General features: G+C 71.3%; 22 protein-coding genes. 11 read left to right on the top strand and 11 right to left on the bottom strand.

The features are described from left to right. Positions 1-3: 3 nt before the first annotated feature. The 4 genes from ACZ58V_RS33200 to ACZ58V_RS33185 all read right to left on the bottom strand — a co-directional run bounded on the left by ACZ58V_RS33200 (position 4) and on the right by ACZ58V_RS33185 (position 4,901). Positions 4-2,160: a xanthine dehydrogenase family protein molybdopterin-binding subunit gene (locus ACZ58V_RS33200; protein ID WP_471294738.1), complete on the bottom strand. Its 2,157-nt coding sequence runs from the start codon at positions 2,158-2,160 to the stop codon at positions 4-6. Then, positions 2,157-3,161, bottom strand: a complete 1,005-nt coding sequence (locus tag ACZ58V_RS33195; protein WP_471294735.1) for an FAD binding domain-containing protein — start codon at positions 3,159-3,161, stop codon at positions 2,157-2,159. Before ACZ58V_RS33195 ends, ACZ58V_RS33200 begins: the two co-directional genes overlap by 4 nt. Beyond that, positions 3,158-3,688, bottom strand: coding sequence for a (2Fe-2S)-binding protein (locus ACZ58V_RS33190; protein WP_471294791.1), 531 nt, complete (start codon positions 3,686-3,688; stop codon positions 3,158-3,160). The genes ACZ58V_RS33195 and ACZ58V_RS33190 overlap by 4 nt, the downstream gene beginning before the upstream one ends. 94 nt (positions 3,689-3,782) lie before the next feature. Next, positions 3,783-4,901: a hypothetical protein gene (locus ACZ58V_RS33185; protein WP_468195915.1), complete on the bottom strand. Its 1,119-nt coding sequence runs from the start codon at positions 4,899-4,901 to the stop codon at positions 3,783-3,785. 317 nt (positions 4,902-5,218) lie between these two features. Here ACZ58V_RS33185 and ACZ58V_RS33180 point away from each other — a divergent pair, with 317 nt between their 5' ends. Continuing rightward, positions 5,219-6,262, top strand: a complete 1,044-nt coding sequence (locus ACZ58V_RS33180) for an alpha/beta hydrolase (RefSeq protein ID WP_471294733.1) — start codon at positions 5,219-5,221, stop codon at positions 6,260-6,262. On the opposite strand, the gene ACZ58V_RS33175 is transcribed toward ACZ58V_RS33180, so the two are convergent. Together ACZ58V_RS33175 and ACZ58V_RS33170 are read right to left on the bottom strand one after the other, a co-directional pair. After that, positions 6,256-7,317: a D-2-hydroxyacid dehydrogenase gene (locus tag ACZ58V_RS33175; RefSeq protein ID WP_471294731.1), complete on the bottom strand. Its 1,062-nt coding sequence runs from the start codon at positions 7,315-7,317 to the stop codon at positions 6,256-6,258. The two genes, ACZ58V_RS33180 and ACZ58V_RS33175, sit on opposite strands and share 7 nt — an antisense overlap. Further along, entirely contained in the window at positions 7,314-7,952 is a 639-nt protein-coding gene (locus ACZ58V_RS33170) for an RraA family protein (RefSeq protein WP_471294729.1), read from the bottom strand. Before ACZ58V_RS33170 ends, ACZ58V_RS33175 begins: the two co-directional genes overlap by 4 nt. A gap of 501 nt (positions 7,953-8,453) precedes the next feature. Between ACZ58V_RS33170 and ACZ58V_RS33165 the strand changes: the two genes are divergently transcribed. Genes ACZ58V_RS33165 through gdhA form a run of 8 tightly spaced genes read left to right on the top strand, consistent with a single transcriptional unit; the run spans position 8,454 to position 16,491 of the window. After that, entirely contained in the window at positions 8,454-9,830 is a 1,377-nt protein-coding gene (locus ACZ58V_RS33165; RefSeq protein ID WP_471294727.1) for an MFS transporter, read from the top strand. 26 nt (positions 9,831-9,856) lie between these two features. Beyond that, entirely contained in the window at positions 9,857-10,663 is an 807-nt protein-coding gene (locus tag ACZ58V_RS33160; RefSeq protein WP_471294725.1) for a LamB/YcsF family protein, read from the top strand. Between the two features lie 19 nt (positions 10,664-10,682). After that, positions 10,683-11,420: a 5-oxoprolinase subunit B family protein gene (locus ACZ58V_RS33155; protein WP_471294722.1), complete on the top strand. Its 738-nt coding sequence runs from the start codon at positions 10,683-10,685 to the stop codon at positions 11,418-11,420. Beyond that, positions 11,417-12,445 carry a 5-oxoprolinase subunit C family protein gene (locus tag ACZ58V_RS33150; protein WP_471294720.1) on the top strand — a complete coding sequence of 343 codons (1,029 nt, stop codon included), beginning with the start codon at positions 11,417-11,419 and terminating at the stop codon, positions 12,443-12,445. Before ACZ58V_RS33155 ends, ACZ58V_RS33150 begins: the two co-directional genes overlap by 4 nt. A 53-nt stretch (positions 12,446-12,498) precedes the next feature. Further along, positions 12,499-13,296 carry an SDR family oxidoreductase gene (locus tag ACZ58V_RS33145; protein WP_471294718.1) on the top strand — a complete coding sequence of 266 codons (798 nt, stop codon included), beginning with the start codon at positions 12,499-12,501 and terminating at the stop codon, positions 13,294-13,296. Between the two features lie 23 nt (positions 13,297-13,319). Next, complete coding sequence (locus ACZ58V_RS33140) at positions 13,320-14,492, top strand: pyridoxal phosphate-dependent aminotransferase (RefSeq protein ID WP_471294715.1); 1,173 nt, start codon at positions 13,320-13,322, stop codon at positions 14,490-14,492. Between the two features lie 32 nt (positions 14,493-14,524). After that, positions 14,525-15,112: a TetR/AcrR family transcriptional regulator gene (locus tag ACZ58V_RS33135; protein ID WP_468195894.1), complete on the top strand. Its 588-nt coding sequence runs from the start codon at positions 14,525-14,527 to the stop codon at positions 15,110-15,112. A 32-nt stretch (positions 15,113-15,144) separates the two neighbouring features. Continuing rightward, positions 15,145-16,491 (top strand): NADP-specific glutamate dehydrogenase, encoded by a 1,347-nt coding sequence (gdhA, locus tag ACZ58V_RS33130; protein WP_471294713.1) that lies wholly within the window; start codon positions 15,145-15,147, stop codon positions 16,489-16,491. Between the two features lie 14 nt (positions 16,492-16,505). On the opposite strand, the gene ACZ58V_RS33125 is transcribed toward gdhA, so the two are convergent. From ACZ58V_RS33125 to ACZ58V_RS33105, 5 genes are all read right to left on the bottom strand, one after another. Next, a complete protein-coding gene (locus tag ACZ58V_RS33125) occupies positions 16,506-17,303 on the bottom strand; it encodes a nitrilase-related carbon-nitrogen hydrolase (RefSeq protein ID WP_471294710.1) in 798 nt (265 codons plus the stop codon). A 66-nt stretch (positions 17,304-17,369) separates the two neighbouring features. After that, positions 17,370-17,966 carry a TetR/AcrR family transcriptional regulator gene (locus tag ACZ58V_RS33120; RefSeq protein ID WP_471294707.1) on the bottom strand — a complete coding sequence of 199 codons (597 nt, stop codon included), beginning with the start codon at positions 17,964-17,966 and terminating at the stop codon, positions 17,370-17,372. 19 nt (positions 17,967-17,985) lie between these two features. Beyond that, complete coding sequence (locus ACZ58V_RS33115; protein ID WP_471294704.1) at positions 17,986-20,049, bottom strand: galactose-binding domain-containing protein; 2,064 nt, start codon at positions 20,047-20,049, stop codon at positions 17,986-17,988. A gap of 184 nt (positions 20,050-20,233) precedes the next feature. After that, positions 20,234-22,240 carry a glycosyltransferase family 2 protein gene (locus ACZ58V_RS33110; RefSeq protein WP_468195883.1) on the bottom strand — a complete coding sequence of 669 codons (2,007 nt, stop codon included), beginning with the start codon at positions 22,238-22,240 and terminating at the stop codon, positions 20,234-20,236. Between the two features lie 118 nt (positions 22,241-22,358). After that, entirely contained in the window at positions 22,359-23,264 is a 906-nt protein-coding gene (locus ACZ58V_RS33105) for a LysR family transcriptional regulator (RefSeq protein ID WP_468195881.1), read from the bottom strand. Between the two features lie 136 nt (positions 23,265-23,400). On the opposite strand from ACZ58V_RS33105, the gene ACZ58V_RS33100 reads away from it, so the two are divergent. Together ACZ58V_RS33100 and sfnG are read left to right on the top strand one after the other, a co-directional pair. Next, a complete protein-coding gene (locus tag ACZ58V_RS33100; protein WP_359892990.1) occupies positions 23,401-23,481 on the top strand; it encodes a putative leader peptide in 81 nt (26 codons plus the stop codon). A gap of 198 nt (positions 23,482-23,679) precedes the next feature. Continuing rightward, positions 23,680-24,810 (top strand): dimethylsulfone monooxygenase SfnG, encoded by a 1,131-nt coding sequence (gene sfnG / locus ACZ58V_RS33095; RefSeq protein WP_468195879.1) that lies wholly within the window; start codon positions 23,680-23,682, stop codon positions 24,808-24,810. The last annotated feature ends 41 nt before the right edge of the window (positions 24,811-24,851 follow it).

Here is a 24,851-nt window from a genome sequence, read left to right as displayed (position 1 = left end):
CGCCTACGACTGCCGCACCGGACCGGATCCGCTCGCGGCGGGTCCGGTCCGGACGTCGTTCGTCGCCCGGCGATCGAGCAGCCCGGCCAGCACCCGGTCCGGCGTCAGCGGGAGTTCCCGGAAGCGGACGCCGGTGGCGTGGTGCACGGCGTTGCCGATCGCCGCGGCCGTCCCGACGATGCCGATCTCCCCGATGCCCTTGCTGCCCATCGGGTTGAGACGGGGATCGTCCTCGTCCAGCCAGTGCGCCTCGATCTCGCCGACGTCGGCGTGCACGGGCACGTGGTACGACGCCAGGTCCGACTCGGTGAAGTCCCCGAACGCGGCGTCCACCGTGCTGCCCTCGGTCAGCGCCATGCCCAGCCCCATCGTCATGCCGCCGACGAACTGGGAGCGTGCCGTGCGGGCGTTGAGGATGTGCCCGGCGGCGTACACCCCGAGCAGCCGGCCGACCCGGACCTCGCCGGTGACCGTGTCCACCGCGACCTCGGCGAAGTGCGCCCCGAAGGCGTGCCGGGCCCAGGCGCTCTCGGCATCCGCCGCGCCCCTGGTGTCCGCGCGGACGTCGAGGCCCTGCTCCGGCAGCGGCCCCGCGTGCTCGGCCAGCCGCCGCGTCAGCAGGGCACAGGCCTCGTGGACCGCCCAGCCCCAGGAAGCGGTGCCGGACGAGCCGCCGGCCAGCGGCGCCGACGGAAGCTCACTGCTGCCGACCTCCGTCCGCACACGCTCCAGCGGCACCCCGAGGGCGTCGGCGCCGACCTGTGCGAGCACGGTCCTGGCCCCCGTACCGATGTCGGTGGCGTTGATCCGCACCAGGAATGTCCCGTCGGGCAGTGCGCGGGCCGTCGCAGCGGCGGGCCACACCATGACGGGATACGTCGCCGCCGCCACGCCCGTCCCCAGCAGCAGGGGTCCTTCCCGGCGGGAGCCCGGGCGGGGATCGCGCCCGGCCCACCCGAAGCGCCGGGCACCCTCGCGCAGACACTCGACCAGGTGCCTGCTGCTGAACGGCTTGCCGCTGTCGGGTTCGACGTCCGGCTCGTTGCGGACCCGCAGCTCGACCGGGTCCATGCCCAGTTCGCCGGCGAGTTCGTCCATGGCGGACTCCAGCGCGTACATGCCCGGAGCCTCGCCCGGCGCCCGCATCCACGACGGCGAGGGCACGTCCAGTGCCGCGACCCGGTGCACCGTACGGCTGTGGGGCGTCGCGTACATCACGCGCGCGGGCACCGCCGCCTGCTCCACGAACTCCTTGACGCGGGAGGTGTGGGTGGTGACCTCGTGCACGAGGGAGGCGAGGCGGCCGTCCGCGTCGGCACCGAGCCGCAGCCGGTGCAGGGTGGGAGCACGGTGCCCGACGACGGCGGGCAGATACCGGCGGGGGAGGGCCACGGTGACCGCCCGCCCGGTCTGCCGTGCCGCCATCGCGGCGAGCACCACGTCGGGCCGTGGCGTGCCCTTGGACCCGAAGCCGCCGCCGACGTGCTCGGCGGTGACGACGATCCGCCCCTTCGGCAGGGCGAACAGCCCGGCGAGCACGGCCCGTACGGCACCCGCGCCCTGACTGGAGGTGTGCACGGTCAGCCGGCCGTCGTCCCAGCGGGCGGTGCTGGCGTGCGGCTCCATGGGGTGGTTGTGCAGCGGCGGCACCCGGTACGCGACGTCCACCCGGACGGCGGAGGACCCGAAGGCCCCGTCGGGGTCGCCCTGTTCACGGACGGCCGGATGACCGCCGTTGGCCTCCTCGGGCACGTACACGCCCGGGTGCGAGGCGGTGAGCTCCACGTCGTGCTCTTCCGCGTCGTAGGCGACGCGCACCGCGGCCGCACCGGCCCGGGCCGCCTCCAGGGTCTCGGCCACCACCAGGGCCACGAACCAGCCCCGGTGCGGAACCCGGGGGTCCTGCAGCACGGCGAGCGTCGGATCGTCCGGCTCGGCGAGCCGCGGCGCGTTCTCGTGGGTGAGGACGGCGAGGACACCGGGCACGGCCAGGGCCGCCGCCGTGTCGACGCCCGTCACCCGGCCCCGGGCGACAGCCGCCGGCACGGGCCAGGCCTGGGCCCGGCCGGGAGAGTGGTACTCGGCGGCGTAGCGGGCGGTTCCGCTGACCTTCTCCCGTCCCTCCCGGCGCTCGGCGGGAGCGCCCACGCTGCCGGTCATGGTGTCCTCCTCGTGAGGGCCGGGTCCGCGAGCCGGGACAGCACGTCCACGGCGAGATTGCGGGCCAGCGGCACCTTGTACGCGTTGTCCCGCAACGGCTGCGCGGCGGACAGTTCGAGGTCGACGGCGTGTTCGAAGGCGGCGGCGGTCGGAGCCGCGCCCAGCAGCGCCTCCTCCGCCCGGCGGGCCCGCCAGGGCCGGTGCGCCAGCGCCCCGAAGGCGAGCCCGGCATGACCGACCACACCGTCCGACACCCGCAGCACCACCGCGACGGACGCGAGCGCGAAGGCGTACGAGGCCCGGTCTCGGGCCTTGCGGTACGCCGACGGCAGCCCGGCCGTGGCGGCCGGCAGCACCACACCGGTGACCAGTTCGCCGGGGCGGATCTCGGTGTCCTGCTCGGGCCGGTCCCCGGGCAGCCGGTGGAAGTCCGCCGCCGCGACACTCCGGGCGCCCTCCGGCCCGTACAGCTCGACACGCCCGTCCAGAGCAGCCAGCGCCACCGCCATGTCCGACGGATGGGTGGCGATGCAATGCGCGGAGTGGCCGAGCACCGCGTGATCGCGGTGGACACCGTCCCGCGCGCCGCAGCCGCTGCCCGGCTCGCGCTTGTTGCACGGCTTCGACAGGTCCTGGAAGTACGGGCACCGGGTGCGCTGGAGCAGATTTCCGCCGGTCGTCGCCGCGTTGCGCAACTGCCCCGAGGCACCCGCGAGCACCGCCTGCGACAGCGCCGGGTACCGGTCACGTACGAGGGGATGGGCCGCGAGGTCGCTGTTGCGGACCATCGCCCCGATCCGCAGCGCACCGTCCGGCAGCTCCTCCACCGCGTCCAGCGGCAGGCGGGTGACGTCGATGAGGGCCGCGGGCCGCTCGACGCCGAGCTTCATCAGATCGACGAGGTTGGTGCCGCCGCCGAGATAGCGGGCGCCGGCGTGGGAGGCGTACGCGGAGGTCGCCTCCTCGACGCTCCCGGCACGGACGTAGGCGAACTCCTTCATCGGATCACGTCCTCCACCGCCTCGGCGATCCGTGGATACGCGCCGCACCGGCACAGATTGCCGCTCAGCCGCTCCCGGATCTCCTCCCGGCCCAGCGGCACCGGCTCACCGGAGGGCGTCGCCGGGTCGGTGACGTGCGAGGGATGACCGGCCGCCGCCTCGGCGAGCACACCGGCCGCGGAGCAGATCTGGCCCGGGGTGCAGTAGCCGCACTGGAAGGCGTCGCGCTCCAGGAAGGCCTGTTGCAGCGGGTGCGGCTGCTCACCGTCGCCGGACAGGCCCTCGATCGTGGTGACCTCGCTGCCGTCCAGGGCGACCGCGAACAGCAGACAGCTGTTGACGCGCCGCCCGTCCACCAGGACCGTACAGGCGCCGCACTGACCGTGGTCGCAGCCCTTCTTGGCGCCCATGAGGTCGAGATCCTCCCGCAGGAGGTCCAGCAGGACCCGCCGGTGGTCGACGGTGAGCGTGTGGGGCTTGCCGTTGACGCGGAGAGTCGTCTCCGAGTGGTACTGGTCGTTGCCCATGTCGTGGAAGACCTTCCCGGGCGGTCCGTACTGCCGTACGGACCGCGTATCCACGGTGCCACGGCTGACACGTGCGCCCCGGGAGGAAGGCTTCCTAGTGCTCGTCCCGGGACGGGGCCACGGGGCGCTGGGATTTGCCCTTGAAGCGTTCGAACGTCCGTGTGAGCTGCTGCAGCGGAGACCCGACGGGAGCACCGGAGGGCTGATGCCGCGCGGGAGCGGTCCCGTCGGACTCCTGGTAGGCGGTCAGGGCCTCGTGGGCGCGCTCGGCCGCCTCCCGGTACAGGTCACGGGACTTCGTCATGGCCTCCAGCGCGTCGGCGTACATGGCCACCAGACCGCGCTGGCGGTCCAGCTCCTCCTGGAGATTCAGCAGGTGCCAGTCCTCCCGCAGCGCGGTGAGGGCGTCCTCGGCGCCGTCGGGCAGGGGCCTGGGCAGCGCGGCGAACCGCTTCACCGCGTCGACGAGGTCGGCCGGCTCCGAGCCGTCGAGGAAGACCGCCCGGACGGAGAAGTCCTCGGCGTCGTAACCCTCCGGTGCCGGGGAGCCGGGCAGCACCACGGCACCGCCCCGCGGCACCTGCACGCCGGAGTCCCGCAGGGCCCAGTTGAGCCCCCGCGACTGCTGCGGGACGGCGCGGTGCTCCACCACCCGCTGCCGCAGGCCCGGGGGAAGCCACCGCGCCACCGGCCTGCGGCCCTGCTCGTCCGTGGTCATCGCCTCATGGACGACGACGTGAATGTGCCATCCGCCGCGCACCGCGTTCCGGAGCAGGCGCTTCGTCTCCTTGTCGTCCTGGGGGAGCGGATTGATCTCCCGCAGGGACAGCTTCGTGGCGGCGTCCTGGTCCCAGGCGGCGTCCGGCTCCTGCGGCCAGAACAGACCGGTCGGCGACGGCCAGTCGTCGCTCCACGGCTCCTCGGCCTCGGCGACCAGGATCCAGTCCTGCCCCTCGCCGTCCGGACCGGGCCTCACACTCAGCCGGGCCCGCACGGTCACCCCGTCGCCGACCTGCCAGCGGGCCTCGAAGACCCGCTCCGACGGGCCGGCCTCGGCCTCGGGCAATTCCAGAAAGTCGTCGATGTCCTGACTGTCCTTGCGCTGCTGGAGCGAGCGCCGGAGAACGTCTTCCGCGGCGCCGGAGGCATGGCGGCCGCGCGCCAGCCACACCGTGGCGGGCGTCTGGGGGCGGACGGTGGAGGAGATCGGCATGGGTCCATCTGTGAGCTGGGAGCAGGTGTGCCTGCCAGTATCGTCACCGCAGGCCGACCGGGATAACCCGGGGTCACACCTATGGGCGTACCCCTGAAGAGAGCTGCCATGTGAGGTGGGCCCTGCGCACGGGGTGTGCGCGCCACGCGTACACCGACGGTTCACACTCATGGCCCAGCCGACCCACGCTCCCGACAATGGACCGCACGGGCAGGGCCCGCCCACCATCCGCATCGGGGCGGGTCCTGTTCGCTTCACCAGCGCTGCCGTGTCGGCGGGGTGAGGGGGGTGGGGGTCTCGGTATGGTGCGAGACGTGATGGCTGACCGCCGGCGGTTCCTGGCCCTGACGATGCCGACACTGGTGAGTGCGGCGGGCCTCCTGGCGCCCGCGGCGCCGCGCGCCCAAGCCCAAGCCCAAGCTCACGCCCACGAGGGCGTCCGGGTCGTGGAAGAGCGGCGGACGGAGAGCCGGATCGTCGAGCTCACCGTGCGCTCGGCCGCCCTCGGCCGCGACGCCCGCGTCCGGCTCCTGACCCCGGACGGCTGGGAGCGGCGCGGCCGGCACGACCAGTGGCCGGTGCTGTACCTGTTCATCGGAGGCGACGGCGACCACGAGGCCTGGACCCGGGAGTACGAGGTCCAGAAGAAGCCGGAGTTGCGCGGCACCCTCGTCGTCATGCCCGAGATGCCGCTGTACGGCTTCTACAGCGACTGGTGGAACCACGGCCGCGGCGGACCGCCCGCCGTCGAGAGCTTCCATCTGCGCGAGGTGCTGCCCCTGCTCGAACGCGACTACGGCGCGGGCACCCGGCGGGTGGCGGCAGGGGAGTCCCAGGGCGGTTTCGGCGCACTCTCCTACGCGGCCCGGCACCCGGGTCTCTTCCGTGCCGTGACCAGCTACAGCGGATTCGTGCACCCGCTGCGACACCCGCACGCCGTACGGGCGGGCATGACCTATCTGGGCCTCGACTGGCTGGCGTTGTGGGGCGATCCCGTGGCCCAGCGCGCCATCTGGCAGGAGCGCGACCCCTACTATCTGGCCGAACGCCTGCGGGGTACCCGCGTCCACCTGTCCAGCGGCGACGGCAGGGCGGGAGCGCTCGATCCGCCGGGCACCGAACCCGATCCGCACATCCCCGGTCTGGAGGATCCGGACCATCCGTTCCCAGAAGACGTGATCTCGCCGACGGAGACCCTGATGGGGGAGGAGTCGCGTGCCGTCGCCGCCCGTCTCAGGAGGGCCGGTGTCCAGGTGAGCACGCACTTCTACGCCGGTACCCATTCTCCGCCGTACTGGTGGCGGGAGCTGGACCGGACGCTGCCGATGCTGCTGATCCACAGCCATGGTGTGGCTCAGTAGAACTCGACGGTGTTCACGCGGTTGACCAGCTCCTGTCCGTCGAGGAGCCGGGTGGCGTTGGCGGCGAAGAGTTCGGCGATGAGGCGGTCCTCCGACGCGTCCAGCGCGGCGGTGTGCGGGCTCACCAGCACCTGGTCGTGGTGCCAGAGCGGACTGCCGGCCGGCAGCGGCTCCGTCTCGAAGACGTCCAGCGCGGCGAAGCCGACCCGGCCCGAGTCGAGCGCGTCGGCGAGGGCCGCCTCGTCCACGACGGTGCCGCGCCCCACGTTGACCAGCGAGGCCCCGGGCCGCAGGGCGTCGAAGAACCGCTTGCCGAGGAGGTGTTCGGTCGCCTCGGTTCCGGGGAGCGTGTTGACGACGGCGTCCACGGTGGGAGCCACCTCGGTGATGCTGTCGGGACGCACCACGGTGGAGACACCCGGGACGGTGACGTCCCTTCTGCTCGTACCGATGACCGTCGCGCCCAGCGCGTGCAGTGCCGTGGCCACGGCACTGCCGATCCCGCCCAGTCCGAGGACGAGAACGGTCTGCCGGCTCACCTGCCCCATCGTCCAGCGGCCGCTCCATGCGCGGTCGCGCTGCTGGCGGTTGAGGCGGGGCAGATCCTTGGCTCCCGCGAGCACACCGAAGACGGCGAACTCGGCGAGCGGACGTCCGTGCACCCCGGCCGAGGTGGTGAAGAGGACCCGGCCGAGCTCTTCGGCGTTGAGCCCGGCGGCCTTGACCTGGCCGCCTCCGCCCGCGGCCATGGTGTGCACCCAGCGCAGGCGCGGGTTGGCCCGGACGGCGCGGGCCAGGGCGGCCGGGTCCACATCGGGGATCCCGTACAGGGCGTCGGCCGAGTCGATCGCGTCCTCGTAGGCACGCTGCTGCTCCGGGGTGCGCTGCCAGCCCGGCTCGCCCGAGAAGTCCGCGGGCCAGCGCATCGGGGGCAGCAGGGAGTGGTCGACGACGAGGTCGGTCCGCGGCTCGAGTCGCCGGATGAGCGCGGCGTTCTCCTCGGACAGCGGGGCGGCGACGGCGACGCGCAGGCGGCCCGGCACCCGGCCGGTCACCGGACGGCCTGGGCGCGCAGCGCCTCGACCTCGGCGTCGAGCGCGGCCTCGCGGGCGACGATCTCCTCCACGGCCCTGAGCGCCTCCTCGGCGCGGTGCGGCGGGATGACGATGACACCGTCCCTGTCGGCGGCGACGATGTCGCCCGGGTTCACCACGACACCGCCGATGGCGACGGCTTCGCCGATGGTGCCCGGGCCGTTCTTGAAGGGCCCGGCGGGAGTCAGCCCCCGCGCGAAGACCGGGACGCCCAGCCGTTCGATGATCGCGGCGTCGCGTACATATCCGTCGACGACCGCGCCGGCGGCACCGTGCACGGCGAACCGCTGGGCGAGGTTGTCGCCGATGATCGCGCGGCCGTCGTAGCCGAAGGCGTTGATGACGAGGACGTCGCCGGGGCGGATGTGCTCCAGCGCCTCGATCACGGCTTTGTTGTCGCCCGCGACGGTGAGGACCGGGAGCGCCGTGCCGACCGCTGTGGCGCCGTTCCAGACGGGGGCGATGCCTCCGTCGACGATGTTCAGCCGGTCGAGGGCGTCGCCGAGGTTGGCCACGGAATGGGCGCGGAACCGCTTGAGCACCTGCTCGTCGACGCGTTTCCACGCCGTGTTGACGCGCACGTTGTCCTGGGGCATCGCAGAGTCCTTCCAGAAAATGCGAAACCTTTCGCGTTTCGCGTCAGTCAGTGTGCATCCATCGAGGGTGCGGCACAAGGGGTGGCTGAAACGGGTCGCAGCGGAAGCGGGCGGGCCATGGAATCCGGTGCGGTTTCGTCGCAAGGGCCGCAGAATCCAAGGCGCGGGCGGGGTGGGGGCGGGAGTTTGACGAGAAGGTGAACACATCCTTGACCACCCGAGAATGCGAACCTATTCTCATTCGCGATTCCAGTCGCAACTCGGCTCCGGCGCTGTTCCGCGGTCTTCCACCGTGACACTTCCGCCCGCCCCGTCAGGCGCGGGCCGCATGGGAACAGCGCCGTGGTCAACCGCCCCTGAGGCACTGTCACCGCTTTCCCCTCCTGGCCCCACCTTCGTGGGCGCATCTCGGCGCGTGAGCGATCACCGGCAACCACTCCGCTCGGCGCACGATCCTCAGGACACCGTCCCCGGAGTCCGCGACACCGAAAGTGAACGCGTATGACAACGTCAGATCGGCTCGACATCCCCTCAGACCGTGACGAGGCATCGTCACAGACGCCCGGCGCGGCAGCGGTCGACGTCGTCTCCGCCAACCGCAAGGTCGTCCGCAAGGCCACCGTCGCGGGCTCGGTGGGCTCCTTCGTCGAGTGGTACGACTACGGCATCTACGGCCTGCTCGTCACCTATCTAGCGATCAACATCATGGGAGAGGCCGAGGCCGGAGGCCTCTTCCTCACCAACGTCGGCTTCCTGGTCAGCTTTGTCGCCCGCCCCTTCGGCAGCGTGATCTGCGGCTACCTCGGCGACAGGCTCGGACGCAAGAGCCTTCTCGCGGCCCTCCTGGTACTGATCTCCGCGGCCACCGCGGCCATTGGCCTCATCCCCTCCCACGCCGCCATAGGCGTGGCCGCGCCCGTCCTTCTGGTGCTGCTCCGGGTGCTGCAGGGCTTCTCCGCCGGCGGCGAGGTGGCCGGCGCCATGTCCTTCGTCGGCGAGTACGCGCCGGACGCCCGCCGCAACTACATGATGAGCTTCATCGCCGTCGGCTCGTTCGTCGCCCTGATGTTCGGCAGCGCCTTCTCCGCCGTCCTCATCACGACCCTCGGCGACGACTCCATGACCTCCTGGGCCTGGCGGGTGCCGTTCCTGCTCGCCGTCCCGCTCGGCTACGTCGGCTTCTACATCCGCCGCCGGCTGGAGGAGACCCCGCACTTCAAGGCGCTGCGCGAGCAGAACACCGTCGTGCGCAACCCGCTCAGGGAGGCCTTCACCAACCGGCGCCACCTGAAGGCGATCGTCCTCACGATCTTCCTCCCCGCCCTCAACGGCCCCGGCTACTACCTGCTCTTCGTCTACATGCCGACCTACTTGAAGACCTCGCTCGGCGAGCACAACTTCTCGATGCTGCGGGCGCTCACGGTCACCGCGGTCAGCCTGGTCGCCATCGTCATCTGTATCCCGCTCATGGCCCGTCTGTCGGACCGGATCGGCCGCAAGCCCGTACTCGCCGGCTCGGCCGTCGCCATGGCCGCCGTCTCGTACCCGATGTTCCGGCTCATCACCACCGGTGAGTTCGGACTCGCCTGCGTCGGCACCGTCGTCCTCGCGATCGCCTTCTCCGGGCACGCCGCCGTCGTGCACACCATGCTCGCCGAGATGTTCCCGACCACCGTGCGCTACTCCGCCTACAGCATCGGGTTCAGCCTCTCGACGATCATCTTCGGCGGCAGCGCCCCGCTGGTGATGACCGAGCTGATCGAGTCGACCGGCTCCAACCTCGTCCCGGCGTTCGCCTCCATCATCACCGCCCTGATCACCCTGGTCACGGTCGCCTTCCTGCGCGAGACCAAGGGCCAGCCCCTCGCGGCCCGCTGAATCATCCCCCCACGAGGAGAGACACCATGGGAATCAACTCCGTAGCCGTCGTCGCCGACCTCGGCGAGAGCTTCGGCAACTACACGATCGGCGACGACGGCGCCCTGCTCGGCCTGGTCACCTCGTCGAACATCGCCTGCGGCTTCCACGCCGGTGACCCGCGCATCATGGACCGGACCGTCGCCGACTGCGTCGAGCGCGGCATCGAACTGGGGGCCCACCCCGGCTACCCCGACCTGGTCGGCTTCGGCCGCCGGCTCATCGAGGCGTCCGAGGAGGAGATCCGCACCGACGTCCTCTACCAGCTCGGCGCCCTGGACGCCTTCGCGCGGGTGCACGGCGGCACCATCAGCCATGTCGCCCCGCACGGCCGGATGGGCTCGATCGCGCAGACCGACGCCAAGCACGCCCGCGCCATCACCGACGCGATCGCCGCGTACAGCACCGACTACATCGTCATCTGCCAGCGCGGCCTGCTCGCGGAGGAGTCACGCAAGCGCGGCCTGGAGGTCGGCTACGTCTTCCTGGCCGACCGCGGCTACGGCGACGACGGCATGCCCGTGCCGCGCTCCCACGAGGGCGGACTCATCCACGACCCGGAGCTGATCGGCGAGCGCTCGGCCCAGGTCGTGCGGGAGGGGACGGTCCGCTCGGTCGACGGCAACGTGGTCCCGCTCGGCCACGACGCCGACGTCCTGCTGCTGCACGGCGACCACCCGACCGTCCTCGCGAACGGCACCGCGCTGCGTGCCGCGCTCGACAAGGCGGGCATCCAGGTCGGCGGCCTGCGCGAGGTCCTGGCGCAGAAGGCGGAGGTCGCGCTCGCCGGCTGAGGGCGGGGCGCACCAGGTGATGACCACAGCACAGTACGGTGACCTCACCGTCGAGCCCTACGGCGACTCGGCGGTGATGGTGACCATCCCGCATGCCGACCAGGCCATCCGCAGGGCCGGGATCGTGGCGTTCCGCGACCGCTTCCTGGCGCACCGCCCGCACGGTGTGCTCGACGTCGTCTCCGGGCTCGAATCCCTGCTCATCGAGTTCGACCCGCTGCGGACCGCGTTCGAGCACGTGGAGTACGCGGCGCGGCTGGTGGCGCGGTGGGCGCCGTCGCCCGCGGACGGACCGGCCCGCGCACGGCAGGTGCGGACGTTCGCCATCCCCGTGGTCTTCGACGACGACGCCGGCCCCGACCTGGTGTCCGTCGCCGAGGAACTCGGCCTGGCCACCACCGATGTCGTCGAGGCGATCGCCCGGTCCACCTTCACCATCTGCCTCCTCGGGGCGGCGATGGCCCCGATGATGGACGGCCTCAAGGTGCCCCGGCCGGTGCGCCGTCGGGCCGAGCCACGCACGGACGTCGCCCCCGGCGCCGTCATGATCGCCGGGACCAACGCGATCATCCAGCCGTTCCCCGGCCCGACCGGCTGGCGGGTGGTCGGACGTACACCGCACACCATCGTCGACATCTCCCGCCCGGACCCCGTGTCGTTCGGCACCGGCGACGTCGTGCGTTTCGTCCCGGTCACGCGGGACGAGGCCGAGGCGCTCGGCGAGGGCTTCCTGCTGCCGACGGAGGTGGCCGTATGACGACCGTGACGCTCGACTTCACCAGCACCGGATGGGTCACCACGTTCCAGGACCTCGGCCGGAGCGGCACGGAACAGCGCGGCGTTCCCACCGGGGGAGCGGCCGACCAGCATTCGGCGGCCGTGGCCAATCTCCTCGTGGGCAACCCCCGTGGGGCGACCCTGCTGGAGAACCTCGGCGGGGAGCTGGCCCTCGTGCCCGACGCCGACGTGCTGCTCGCGGTGACCGGCACACCCGCCGAGGTCACCGTCGCGGGCGCGCCCGCCGACAGCTGGTCGCCGCTGGTGGTCCCCGCGGGCCACGAGGTGCGGATCCGCGGGGACATGAGCCGGGGGACCCGCACCTATCTGGCGGTGAACGGAACGCTGCACACCGAAACGCTGCTGGGCAGCGCCGCCCCGGACGCCCGGATGGGCTTCGGGCAGGCCGTCGCCCCCGGCTCGCGCGTCCTGCTGGATACCGAGTTCCGGGGATTCAGGCACCGGCCGTTCGAGGCGCAGCTGTTCCGGCTCCCCGTGCCCGTCCCGCGCTTCGACGGCGGACCGTGGGTCGTCGACGTCGTCCCCACCCCCGGCATGCGGACGATCGCGGGGATCCGCGAGGTGATCGAGGAGGCGACCTACGTCGTCACCCCGCGCTCCAACCACGTCGGGCTCAGGCTCGACGGACCGGTGCTCCACCCGGACACCGACACCGAGATCGTGTCGCACGGCGTGCCCATCGGGGCGCTGCAGATCCCGCACGCGGACGAGCTGATCGTCCTCGGCCGCTACCGGAGCCTGACCGCCGGCTACCCCATCGTCGGGGTCGCCGCGCGGGCGTCCCTGCCCTTGCTCGGGCAGGCCGGGCCGGGGCGGGAACTCAGGTTCCGCTGGATCGACCGTGAGACCTCGCTGCGCCGGTTCGCCCGCAGCGAGTCCGAGGTCCGCGCGCTCGCGGGGGCGGCGGCCGAGGCATTCGGCGCCCTCGGATTCCACCCGCCCCTGGCCACGCCCTTGCCCGAACCCTTGCCCCAGACAATTTGAGAATCTATTCTCATATGCAAGATAAATCTCATATCGTCCATGGAGGAGGAACGGTGACGACATCGTCCGGCGCGATCGCGCTCATCACAGGAGCCGGCAGCGGAATGGGGCTGGAAACCGCCCGGCTGCTCGCCCGGGACGGTGCCGCCGTCGTCCTCGTCGGCCGCAGACAGGAAGCTCTCGACTCGGTCGCCGACACGATCCGCGCCGAAGGCGGGACCGCTCTCGCCCTCGCCGCGGACATCACCCGCGCGGACGACGTGACACGCGTCCTCGACCGGGTGCGGAGCGAACTCGGCCCGGTCGACGTCCTCGTCAACAACGCGGGCAGCGCCTCCTCGGTGCTCAACCCGCAGTGGCTCCCCCACGACGAGTGGCGCCAGGTCCTCGACGTGAACCTCACCGCCGTCTTCCAGCTCACCCAGGCCGTCCTGCCCGACATGCTCGACCGCGGCGCCGGGACCATCGTCACCGTCTCCTCGCTCGCCGCCGTCAACCCCAACCTGCTCGGCGGCGCCGCCTACGGCGCGGCCAAGGCGGGCGTCCGCAACTTCATGACCTTCCTGCACAACACGTTCCGCAACCAGGGCCTGCGCGCGATCACCGTGCTGCCGGGCGAAGCGGACACCCCCATCCTCGACAACCGCGCCCGGCCCCCGGCGCCGGAGGAGCGCGCCGGCATGGTGCGGCCCGAGGATGTCGCCGAGGCCATCCGCCTGGCCGTCGCGCTGCCCCAGCGCGTCGTCCTCCAGGAGATCGTCGTCGCCCCCACCCGCCAGCGCGACGTCTCCGCCGACCTCGAGATCAGCCGCCGGGCGGGCGCACCCGCCGACACCGCACCGCACGCCTGACACCCCGTCACCAGGAGGAGCGCATGCCGCCCACCGTCACCACACAGCCGCCCCTGTACGACACCGCCGCCGCCGTCGCCCGGATCGCCGCCGCCTCCCGCCGGACGCAGCAGCCGCAGTCCCGGTCCGACCTCGTCTCCCTCGCGATGGGCGAACCCGACTTCGACACCCCCGAGCGGGTGACCGAGGCGGCCCACGCCGCGCTGCGCGCCGGCCGCACCCACTACTCGCCGCTCCTCGGCGAACCGGCCCTGCGCGAGGCCCTCGCCGCGAAGCTGACCGCCACCGCCGGGACCCCGGCCTCCGCCGGCGACGTCCTGATCACCCAGGGCGGCACCGCCGGGCTGGCCGCGTCGATCCTGTCCCTCGTCGACCCCGGGGACAAGGTGGTCATCCCCGACCCCACCTACTCCCTCTACGGCGACCTGGTCGCGATGGCCGGCGGCACCGTCGTCCCCGTCCCGCTCGCGCCGGACCTGCACTGGGACCTCGACCGGCTCGCCGACGCCCTCACCGACGCCAAGCTCTTCGTCTTCTGCAACCCCGTCAACCCGACCGGCATCGTGCACAGCCGGGAGGAACTCGAAGCGCTCGCCGGCCTGCTCGACGGCACCCCCACCATCGTCGTCTCCGACGAGGCGTACTCCGACCTCGACTACACCGGCCGTCCCTTCACCTCGGCCCTCTCCGTCGACGGCCTGCGCGAGCGGACCGTCTACTGCCAGACCTTCTCCAAGAGCTACGCGATGACCGGCTGGCGCGTCGGCTACCTCTGGGGCCCCTCTCCGCTCATCCAGGCGGCCGCGCGCGTCCACAACACCTTCAACGGCTCCGTCAACACCGTCATCCAGGACGCCGCGCTGGTCGCGGTGGAGAGCTGTGACGACGACGTCGCCCGGATGCGCGCCGCCTACGAGGAGCGCGGCGAGATCATGCGCAAGGAACTGGCCGCGATCCCCGGCCTCACCCTCAGCGCACCCGAAGGCGCCTTCTACCAGTTCCCGCGCTACGACATCGATCTGCCGTCCGTGGAGGTCGTGGCGGCGCTGCGCACGCGGCACGGCGTCGCCGTCCGGCCCGGCAGCGAGTTCGGAGCGCGGGGTGAGGGGCACCTGAGGCTGTCGTACGCTGCCAGCCCGCAGTCCATCACCGAGGGTGTCCGCCGCCTGGCCGCCGGTCTTTCGGCCCTGCGATGAGCACCGTCCCGTACACGACGAGGAATCGACCCATGCGCAGTGACACCGAGCGCAACCGCAGGCACCTCATCAAGGCAGCCGCGCGCCTGTTCGAGAACTCGCCCACGCCCGTCAGCCTCGCCGAGATCGCCAAGCACGCCGAGGTGTCCACCGCGACGGCCTACCGCCACTTCTCCTCCGTCGAGGAGGTGCTGCACGCCTTCCGCGCCCAAGTGGGCTCCGAACTGAAGGACTTCAGCGCCCGGCAGACCACCCGCGGCATGGCGAAACTCGAAGCGGTGTCGAGGCACTGGGTCTCCCTGGTCCTCGAACACGGCGGCGCGATGGCCCAGATGCGCTCGCACCGCGGCTATCTCGAGCGCCTGCGCGAAGGAACCGGCTACCTCGCGCCGCAGGCCGAGGCACTGGCCGAACCGCTGCGGCAGACCACCGAGGAACTCGGCCTCGACGACCTCGGCGACGAAGCCCTCTATCTGTGGAACGCGCTGTTCGACCCGCGCGACATCCTCGACCTCATCAAGAGCGGACGCACCGAGGACGAGGCCGCCGGCCGCCTGGTGGCCGCACTGCGCGGCGCCCTGATCGGCTGGGCGGCGGCGGAACAGCCACAGGCCGACTGACCGGCCGCACCGGAACGGAGAGAACAGCACGCATGGACGTCAGCGCCCACATCGAGGCCGTCTACGACACCCTCCGCCGACGGGACCCCGGGGAAACGGAGTTCCACCAGGCGGCACACGAAGTCCTGCACGCCATAGGCCCCGTGCTCCGGGCCCACCCGGAGTACGCCGAGGCCCGGATCGTGGAGCGGCTCTGCGAGCCCGAGCGGCAGCTGATGTTCCGGGTCCCGTGGGTGGACGACCAGGGCACCGTACGGGTCAACCGCGGCTTCCGGGTGGAGTTCAACAGCGCTCTCGGGCCGTACAAGGGCGGCCTTCGCTTCCATCCCAGCGTGAACCTCGGCATCGTCAAGTTCCTCGGCTTCGAGCAGATCTTCAAGAACGCGCTGACCGGCATGGCGATCGGCGGCGGCAAGGGCGGGTCGGACTTCGACCCCAAGGGCCGCTCGGACGGCGAGGTCATGCGCTTCTGCCAGGCGTTCATGACGGAGCTGTACCGCCACCTGGGCGAGCACACGGACGTGCCCGCCGGGGACATCGGGGTGGGCGGCCGCGAGATCGGCTACCTCTTCGGCCAGTACAAGCGGATCACCAACCGCTACGAGGCCGGCGTCCTGACCGGCAAGCCGGTCGGCTGGGGCGGTTCGCACGCCCGCACCGAGGCCACCGGCTACGGCGCGGTGTACTTCGCCCAGGCGATGCTCGCCACCCGCGGCCATGACTTCGACGGACGCCGGGTCGTGGTCTCCGGGTCGGGGAACGTCGCCGTCTACGCCGCCGAGAAGGTGCACGCCCTGGGCGGGCGCGTGGTGGCCTGTTCCGACTCCTCCGGGTACCTGGTCGACGAGGACGGCCTCGACCTGGACCTGCTCAAGGAGGTCAAGGAGGTGCGCCGGGCCCGGGTCTCCGCCTACGCCGAGGCGAAGCCGGCCGCGCGGTTCTCCGCCCGGGGATCCGTCTACGACGTGCCGTGCGACATCGCCCTGCCGTGCGCGACCCAGAACGAGCTGGGCCGCCAGGACGCCGTCGCGCTGGTGAAGAACGGCGTGCTCGCGGTGGCCGAGGGTGCGAACATGCCCTGCACGCCCGAGGCGATCGGGGTGTTCCGCGAGACGCAGGTCCTCTTCGCCCCCGGCAAGGCGGCCAACGCGGGCGGGGTCGCGACCTCCGCGCTGGAGATGCAGCAGAACGCCTCACGCGACAGCTGGACCTTCGAGCGGACGGAGGACCGGCTCGCCACCATCATGGGACAGGTACATGCCCAGTGCCGTGTCACCGCCGAGACCTACGGCGGCGACGCCGACGACTACGTCCTCGGAGCCAACACCGCGGGCTTCCTCCGCGTCGCCGAGGCGATGACGGCCCAGGGCGTCGTATAGGCGGACGGCCGGTGTCACCGGCCGGCGGCGGAACCCACGGCGAGTACACGATCACGCAGGACGGGGAGTTCGGAGCGGATCCGGGCGACCTCGCCCATGTCGACCTCCACTGTCACCGTCTCCGCCGCGGTGCCGGCCTCGCCCAGGACGGTCCCCCAGGGGTCGACGGCCACGCTGTGCCCGCCCTGCCGCATACCGCCATGGGTACCCGTGGCGCAGCAGGCCAGGAGGAACACCTGCTCCTCCAGGGCCCTCGTGCGGGTCAGGAGCTGCCAGTGGGCGAGCCGGGCCGCCGGCCATGCGGCGGGCACCACGATCAGCTCCGCCCCTTCGTCGATCAGGCCCCGGAAGAGCTCGGGGAAGCGCAGGTCGTAGCAGATGGCGAGACCGATCACACCGAATTCGGTGGGCACGGTGACGATGTCGCGGCCCCCGCCCATCATGGTCGCCTCACCCGTGTCGAAGCCGTACCGGTGGATCTTGCGGTAGTTGCCGCGAAGGTCACCGGCCCGGTCGAAGAGGAGCGCGGTGTTGTAGAGGGTCCCGTCCGCGTCCCGCTCGACGATCGATCCGGCGTGCAGCCAGACCCCGGCCGCACGCGCCGCCGCGGACATGGCCTCGGCGGTGGGACCGTCGACCCCTTCGGCGTCGCGCCCCCAGCCGTCGTACGACCAGGCGCCGGCCGTCCACAGTTCCGGCAGGACCACCAGATCGTCGCCGGTCCGGCCGCGGACCAGCGAGGACGCCCGGCGGCGGCGCTCCTCGGCGGAGTCCGTCGCGTCCACGGACAGCTGTATCAGCGAGGCTCGCATGACGGTCACCTCCGGGAAACCCGCTCCCTACGAGCGTAAGGAGCCGGAGGCGCATCCCGCCTGTTCTCAGGGCTCGCGCACCAGGCCGGCGATGTGCGCGATGACCGTGTCGAGGATGCCCGTCCAGGCGTCGTCGTCGCCGAGCACGAGGTAGTTGAGGGTCAGGCCGTCGGTCATGGCGGCCAGGTAGCGCGCCAGGACCGGGGCGGGGACGCGCAGGCGCAGTCCCATGGTCTGCCGCAGCTGGTCGATGAGCTCGATGTACGTCTCGGCGTACAGCTCGTACTGGCGCCGCGCCAGATGCTCGAAGCCGGGCTGGCGCAGCGCGTACTGCGTGAGCTCATAGGTGAGCATGTGCTCGTCGGGATGGGCCCGGACGTGCTCCCAGTACGCCTGGAAGCCCGCCCGGACGGTCTCCTCCAAGGTGGCCCTGGGCCGCAGGGCCTCCTTCACCACCGTCACGTAGTGCCCGGTGATCGTGGTGATGACGGACTCGATCAGCTCCTGCTTGGAATCGAAGCAGTAGTGGAAGACGCTCAGCGAGACGCCCGCTTCGGCGGCGATGGACCGGGTCGTCGTCCTGGGGACGCCGTCCCGGGCCATCGCCCTGATCGCCGCTTCGGTGAGCTGTCGCCGCCGCTCGGCGGACGGCAACCGTGCCATGGAGCCCCTCTCGTGGGTGTCAGCTGCCGTGGACCCCGACCTCGTAGAGGGAGTAGCCCCGGTCGGTGCCGCGTTCCAGACCCTGGACGCGTACGTACCTGGCCGGTGTACCGGTGAATCTCGCGGTGTCCAGGCCGCCGTCGCCCGCTGTCGTGGACCAGGCGGTCCGCCAGTTCTCACCGTCGGTGGAGAGCTCGACGCGGTACGACTTCGCGTACGCGTCCTCCCAGTCCAGGGTGACCCGCTCGACGCGCTTCGTGGACCCGAGGTCGAGCCGGTACCACTGGTCGTCGCTCCAGTCGCTCGCCCTGCGGGTGCCGCGGTCGCCGTCGACGGCCCGGTGCGGCTTGTAGCTCGTGAACAGGCTCCACTCCGAGGAACTGGCCGACGCGGCCGCGCCGCGCGCGAGATCGGGCCCGGCCTCGTGGCTCTCGGAGGCCTTCCAGGTGTCGAGGTAGGACTCGGCGCCGCGGAAGAGGTCGTCCACCACGTCCTGGCCGCCGACCCGGCGGATGTCCTCGATCCAGTCCGGGACGAGACCGTAGTGGGCGGCTCCGTCGGTGTTCAGGTCCCAGGTGCGCTGACCGGTCGTCTGCCGGTCGATGACGGAGCCGCCGTCGACGCTCTTGAAGGGATAGGTGACCTTGTTCGGGGCGTCCGCGCCGCGCGGTCCCGGCCAGCCGCCGACGCCGTTCATGTCGGTGCCGTAGCCGTAGCCCACCCCGTACTTGTCGCGCAGGGCCTCCGTGCGCTTGGCCTCCGAGATGAAGCCCTCGGAACCGTGCATGTACTGGGCGATGAAGCCGCCCAGGCCGTAGACCCGCTCGGTCCAGTCCAGGTCCATCCAGCTGTGCGAGGAGAGCACGCCGGGGTAGGACGCGGCTTCGAAGATGTCGAGCACCCGGCCGGTGGCCTTGACGCTCATGTGGTCGATCTCCAGCATCATCCCGCGTTGCATCATGCCGCGGACGGCGTACTCGCCGAGTCCGGTGAGTCCTCTGACGTTGCACTGGGCGTCAGCACTGTACGAGGGGACCTCCTCGCCCGCCGGGAGCTTCTTCTCGGCCTCCGCCGCCGAGGCGTTGCCGATGGGGTTGTCGTGCTGGGGCCCCTTGCACTGCTCCGTCTTCCAGTAGGTGCCCGTCGACAGGAACTGCCCGACGTTGATGGCCGTTCCGAGCGAGCCCGAGTCGAAGCGGACACCGCACAGCGCGTTGTCGAACTTGTGGCACAGGAACATGCTGCGCACGCCCAGCGAGTGCAGCTCGTCCAGGCCCTTGTCGATGTCGGCCTTGCTGCACTGCGCGATGTCGAGGATCTGCTTGCAGCCGAAAGGCTCGGACGTCTCCACGCCGAGGACGACCGCCAGCTTGCCCTGCTCGGCGACCTCACGGGCCTGCGCGCTGTCGGTGACGATCCGGAAGAAGCCCTTGCCCGGCCCGCCGTAGATCTTGTCGATGTAGGCCTGCATGTCGTACGTCAGCTTGGCCTGCAGCCGGATGGACGTCATCTCGTCGCAGCCGCGGTCCTTGAAGAAGTACACGGAGCAGATGACGCCGTTGGTGACGAGGTCGTTGACCAGCACCCGCTGGCCGCCGCGCCAGGCCCGCTCCACCCAGGCGTAGTAGTTCTGCTGGTGCGTCAGCGAGTCATGGGCCGGCCAGTCCTTGAAGGTCGGCCAGCCGTTCGGGTCGTGCTTGCCGTCACCGCCGTTGGTGATGAAGTCGAAGATCGCGAGCGAGCCGTCCGGGTAGTGCTCGGGGCAGTCCTTGAGCGCGTCCGCGACGCCCTGCTCGGAGAACGGCTTTCCGCAGATCAGACGGCCGCCGAAGGCCTCGTTGGAGAAGATGTGGTCGTGCGCGTCGACGAAGCCGCGCACCTCGCCCCGGGCGTTGGTGCCGCTGAAGGGCTCCCCCGTGACATTGACCCCGGAGTCCGGCGCGGGCCGCGCGGTCGGGTTCCACCAGTCGGTTCCGGCCGCCGAACTCGGTGTGGGACCGAGCGCGATCGACAGCACGAGCAGGAGGAGCGACACAACGGTGATGTTCTTGCGTCTGCGGTACGGGCGTCCGGAACTGGTCACAGCCCACGTCCCTTGGTCGGCGGGATGGCGGGGTCGACGTATCGGGCTGTCCTGAGCCTTGTGGGCCGGGGAGCGACAGCCCGATTGTCATGACCTCGCCCATGGTGCGACGAGGATGACCACTACCGCCTTACGAGTCAAGAGTCCGGGACAGATGACCTACTGACGGGTCATCAGAACGGAATCACGGGCGAGAGCCGGATCCGTGTCGGCCGAGCCGTCGGCGCAGGGCCGCCGCCAGTCCGACCGGCGCCACGCGCAGCACCACGGCCCCCTTCGAGCCCCGGGGGAGTGGCTTCGCGTAATAGGGGCGGCCGAGCCGGGCGGCGCGGAACCAGCGGGTGCCGGTCAGCCCCTTCGGAGGCGGCACGGGAATCCGGCTGTCCGGCTCGTCCGTACGGAGGGTCAGCGTCCACCGTCCTGGAGACAGTCTCCTGACCGGCAGGCGTGCGGCGAAGCCGGTGCCGCCGCCGTCCGGCGCGTACCGCAGGGGTACCTCTCGCACCGAGCCCGAGTCGCCTTCGGCGCGTAGGGCCGTGGGCCGGGGGCGGCTCGCGGCGTCATCGGTCAGGCGTCCGCTGACGACGAGCGTGCCGGGTGCGGACGTGTCCCAGGCGATCCCGGTCACATGGCAGACCGGCTCGTCCTCGGTCCGCCGGATGTCCAGGGAGAAGTTCCCGTACGGAGTGAAGAACGCACGCGCGGTGGTGGCCCCGACCTCGCGCCTCGGCGGGGCGGTCCTCCGGCCGTTCGCGTCGGTCCCGGCCTGGCGGAGCCTGACGGTCCGGCTGACTCCCTGGGCCCGTACGTCCAGGTGAAGGTCCCACACCCCGGCGCCGAGCGGTGCGCCCGAGTCGACGGTGCTCAGGTCCACCTCGACGAGGAAGCCGGTGGCCTGGTCGTCGGGCTGGTGGGAGGAGGTACGGATCGTCACGGGCACGCGGATGTCCGGGTGCGGGAAGCCGCGCGGGCGCAGGATCAGCCGGGTGGTGGGCTCCAGGGCGCCGAGGGACTCGATACGGGCGTGGCCGGCGAGCCGGAGCACACCGCCGTCGCCCGTCCATGCCGCTTCGGCCAGTTCATGGCGGACCGGGAGCCGGTCCGTGGCGTCGAAGCAGGCGTCCGGGATCGCCTTCGCCGGGTCCCGGAAGAAGGGGTGGCACCAGTAGACGCGGCCCTTGTCGACGACGTTGCCGCGCGCCGCGTCCTCCTTGGCGTGCCGGGCCACGGTGAGGAGGTCCTCGTACCGGTCCGCGCGCAGAAGGTGGATGATGAGCCGGTCCGGCGGGGCGAGCTGCTGGAAGACGCCTTCGGTCACATAGCTCAGTGCCCAGTCCCGGAACTGCGGATAGAAGCGCTCCCGTGCCTGCTCTTCGCTCTCCTTGGGCAGGAGGCCGCGCAAGGGCCCGCACAGCTCCCACTCCACGTGGCGGCGCATGATCTGGTCCCGGCGCGGGCCGGGTTCCAGATAGCGGGCGACCGTCTCGAAGCACAGCCGGGTGCCGTCCATACGGTGGACGAGATCGGCGGCGGTGAGGGTGAGGTTGTTGCCGTTCTGGCGGTTGCGCGAGTAGTAGCAGTCGTAGTCGGCGACCACGGAGATGCCGTCGGCGTTGAGGAAGGCCGCCGCGGTGAACGGCTTGTCCTCGCAGTTGCGGAACGGCGGGAACCGCAGGTCCAGCCGCTCGATCAGCGAGCGCCGGAACAGCTTCCAGCAGCCCAGGGTGCGATAGGCGGCCGAGGAGAAAACATCGGTCCGCGGCTGGTTGTGCGAGAAGACGGCCGTCGGTACGGCACGTCCGCCCACGGACACCATCTTGCCGAGGACCACGTCGGTGCGGTTCTCGTCCGCCATCGCGACCATGCGGCGCAGGGCGTCGGGGCCCAGGTAGTCGTCGGAGTCGAGGAAGAAGACGTAGTCACCGCGGGCCCTGTCCAGACCGGTGTTGCGTGGGCCGCCGGCTCCTCCGCTGTTGGGCTGGTGGACGACGCGCAGGCTGGGGCAGGTGTGCGCGAGCCGGTCCAGCTCGTCCGCGGTGCCGTCGGTCGAGCCGTCGTCGACCGCGATGATCTCGATCCTGTCCAGGCCCAGCGTCTGCTCCATGACGGAGGTGACGCACTTCGTCAGTTCCGGCATGGAGTTGTACGCGGGGATGATCACGCTGACGCGGGGCGGATTCGTACGGAGCATGACGACTCCAATCTCCTTGGAGCTTCCGGCGCGCCCCGGCCCGGCCGCCCCGCGAGAGGCGTCCTCCTACGCCGACGGAGTGGGTGAACCACCCGTTCGGGCCCGGGAGGGCCCCGCGTCACGACGCGCGGTGCGCATCCGCGTTGCGTACGAACAGCGTGTGCAGATCACGTACCGCTCGGGGGACCGAGACGGCATGGCGGCGCTGCAGCACCAGCAGCACATCGGTCTCGTCCCCGGCCAGTGGCCGTACGGTGAGGGTGCCCCGCCGCTCCAGGGGATCGCCGAGGACGCTGAAGTCGGGCAGCACCGTCGCCCCCAGCCCCTCGGCGACCATCAGCTTGCCCATCTCGGCTCCGTCGGTGGAGTACGAGAAGGACGGTGTCCGGCCGCGCAGCAGCCGGTGGACGTAGCGGTGCATGACATAGCCCGACCGCATCACGATGAGCGGCTCGCCGAGGAGACTGTCCACGTCCACCGCGTCCAGGGCGGCCAGCGGACTGTCCGGGCGTACGCAGACCACCGGCCGCCCGCGCAGCAGCTCGGTCGTCTCGAAGCCGGGCGGCATGTCGTCGCCGTGGAGGTAGTTCACCAGCCCCAGGTCGAAGGCGCCCTCCAGCAGCCCGCGGTGGATGTCGGCCTGCTGCGCGCCGACCACCTCGACCTGGGTGGCCGGATGCGTGGAGCGGAACTCGCGCACGGTCGGGATGAGCAGCGGAACGGTGGCCGTGTTGACTGTGCCGAGCCGCACCATGCGGCTGACGCGGTGCTGGTCGCCGGCCGCGCCGCGCAGCCGGTCCACCGCGTCCAGCACCGTCATGATGTGCGGCAGCAGTTCCCGGCCCTCGTCGCTGACCTTCGCCCCCGACCGCTTGCGCTCCAGCAGGTCCACACCGAGTTCCCGCTCCAGATTGCGCACGGTCTCGCTCAACGCGGGCTGGGACAGGTGCAGTTCCTCGGCGGCACGCCGCAGCGAACCGAACCGGGTGACGGCGGCGATGTATTCCAGCTGTTCTATACGCACGACAGGAGACTGCGTCCCCCGCGAGCCCGGTTCAAGGGAATCCCTGTCACAACCTCGTGAATACCGACTCTCACCATGTGGAATCACCACCCGGTCTGCTTGACCGGCCGGACTCACGCTTGGTTGGATCGTCGACATGAAGCGACAGGACCTCACGCAGCGACGCCACGTCGATCTCGCGCGTGTCTCCAGCTCCTGCTGTCGCAGCCGCGTCTGAGCGCAGCGCACCGAGGGAAACCCTCCCACTCGCTTTCTGCGCCCTCTCCGTTCATGAATTCCGGTCCCGGACGTTCTCCGTCGTGCTGACGGCTTTCCCGGGACCGCTGTTCCAGCGCGCCTGAATTCCCCTCGCGAGCACGTTTTCGTGCCGACGCCTGTGTGTTTCGCGTGCCTTTCCGCTCTCCCAGGAGTCCCCATGCCCGTACCGCCCGCATCCGACCCCGTCCGCTTCGCCTACTGGGTGCCGAACGTCAGCGGCGGCCTGGTCACCAGCACCGTCGAGCAGCGCACCGACTGGGGCTACGACTACAACCGTGAACTGGCCGTCCTCGCCGAGAACAACGGCTTCGACTACGCGCTCAGCCAGGTCCGCTACATGGCCAGCTACGGTGCCGAGAACCAGCACGAGTCGACCAGCTTCAGCCTCGCCCTGCTGCTCGCCACCGAGCGGCTGAAGGTCATCGCCGCCGTCCACCCCGGCCTGTGGCACCCGGGCGTCCTCGCCAAACTCGGCGCCACCGCCGACCACCTGTCGGGCGGCCGCTTCGCCGTCAACGTCGTCAGCGGCTGGTTCAAGGGCGAGTTCACCGCCCTCGGCGAGCCGTGGCTGGAGCACGACGAGCGCTACCGGCGCGCGGAGGAGTTCATCACCGCCCTGCGCACCATCTGGACCGAGGACCACGCCGAACTCGCCGGCGACTTCTACCGGGTGCGCGACTTCTCCCTCAAGCCCAAGCCGCTGAACACCCCCGAGCGCCCGCACCCCGAGATCTTCCAGGGCGGCAACTCCAGCGCCGCCCGCGCCATGGCCGGCCGGGTCTCCGACTGGTACTTCAGCAACGGCAAGGACTTCGACGGCGTCACCGAGCAGATCAACGACGTACGCGCCTCCGCCGCCGAGGCGGGCCGCACGCCCCCGAAGTTCGGTCTCAACGGCTTCCTCATCGCCCGCGACACCGAGGCCGAGGCCCGCGAGCAGCTCCGCGAGATCGTCGCCCACGCCGACACCGAGGCCGTGCACGGCTTCCGCGACGCCGTCCAGCAGGCCGGACAGTCCACCGCCGACGGCAAGGGCATGTGGCAGGACTCCAGCTTCGAGGACCTCGTCCAGTACAACGACGGCTTCCGCACGGGCCTCATCGGCACGCCCGAGCAGATCGCCGAACGGATCGTCGCCTACAAGCGGCTCGGCGTCGACCTCTTCCTCCTCGGCTTCCTGCATTACCACGAGGAGGTCGAGTACTTCGGCAAGCGGGTGCTGCCCCTCGTGCGCGAACTGGAGGCCCGGCAAGCCGAGTCGGAGCCCTTCGCCGCCGCCCGCGCCTGAACCGCCCGACCCGCACCTGACCCGCATCCGAAAGTGAAGGG

It is taken from the genome of Streptomyces sp. NPDC040589 (assembly GCF_055594445.1).
Note: the sequence above shows the minus strand (reverse complement) of the source record. Positions and strands in the feature narration are given on the sequence as shown.

What these genes read in the sequence shown, in the direction of transcription:
- ACZ58V_RS33110 (WP_468195883.1), bottom strand. Translation starts at nt 22,240, where the DNA reads ATGCTCCGTACGAATCCGCCCCGCGTCAGCGTGATCATCCCCGCGTAC.
- ACZ58V_RS33165 (WP_471294727.1), top strand. Translation starts at nt 8,454, where the DNA reads ATGACAACGTCAGATCGGCTCGACATCCCCTCAGACCGTGACGAGGCA.
- ACZ58V_RS33195 (WP_471294735.1), bottom strand. Translation starts at nt 3,161, where the DNA reads ATGAAGGAGTTCGCCTACGTCCGTGCCGGGAGCGTCGAGGAGGCGACC.
- gdhA (WP_471294713.1), top strand. Translation starts at nt 15,145, where the DNA reads ATGGACGTCAGCGCCCACATCGAGGCCGTCTACGACACCCTCCGCCGA.
- ACZ58V_RS33135 (WP_468195894.1), top strand. Translation starts at nt 14,525, where the DNA reads ATGCGCAGTGACACCGAGCGCAACCGCAGGCACCTCATCAAGGCAGCC.
- ACZ58V_RS33125 (WP_471294710.1), bottom strand. Translation starts at nt 17,303, where the DNA reads ATGCGAGCCTCGCTGATACAGCTGTCCGTGGACGCGACGGACTCCGCC.
- ACZ58V_RS33150 (WP_471294720.1), top strand. Translation starts at nt 11,417, where the DNA reads ATGACGACCGTGACGCTCGACTTCACCAGCACCGGATGGGTCACCACG.
- ACZ58V_RS33185 (WP_468195915.1), bottom strand. Translation starts at nt 4,901, where the DNA reads ATGCCGATCTCCTCCACCGTCCGCCCCCAGACGCCCGCCACGGTGTGG.
- ACZ58V_RS33155 (WP_471294722.1), top strand. Translation starts at nt 10,683, where the DNA reads ATGACCACAGCACAGTACGGTGACCTCACCGTCGAGCCCTACGGCGAC.
- ACZ58V_RS33140 (WP_471294715.1), top strand. Translation starts at nt 13,320, where the DNA reads ATGCCGCCCACCGTCACCACACAGCCGCCCCTGTACGACACCGCCGCC.
- ACZ58V_RS33170 (WP_471294729.1), bottom strand. Translation starts at nt 7,952, where the DNA reads ATGCCCCAGGACAACGTGCGCGTCAACACGGCGTGGAAACGCGTCGAC.
- sfnG (WP_468195879.1), top strand. Translation starts at nt 23,680, where the DNA reads ATGCCCGTACCGCCCGCATCCGACCCCGTCCGCTTCGCCTACTGGGTG.
- ACZ58V_RS33200 (WP_471294738.1), bottom strand. Translation starts at nt 2,160, where the DNA reads ATGACCGGCAGCGTGGGCGCTCCCGCCGAGCGCCGGGAGGGACGGGAG.
- ACZ58V_RS33160 (WP_471294725.1), top strand. Translation starts at nt 9,857, where the DNA reads ATGGGAATCAACTCCGTAGCCGTCGTCGCCGACCTCGGCGAGAGCTTC.
- ACZ58V_RS33190 (WP_471294791.1), bottom strand. Translation starts at nt 3,688, where the DNA reads ATGGGCAACGACCAGTACCACTCGGAGACGACTCTCCGCGTCAACGGC.
- ACZ58V_RS33100 (WP_359892990.1), top strand. Translation starts at nt 23,401, where the DNA reads ATGAAGCGACAGGACCTCACGCAGCGACGCCACGTCGATCTCGCGCGT.
- ACZ58V_RS33180 (WP_471294733.1), top strand. Translation starts at nt 5,219, where the DNA reads ATGGCTGACCGCCGGCGGTTCCTGGCCCTGACGATGCCGACACTGGTG.
- ACZ58V_RS33120 (WP_471294707.1), bottom strand. Translation starts at nt 17,966, where the DNA reads ATGGCACGGTTGCCGTCCGCCGAGCGGCGGCGACAGCTCACCGAAGCG.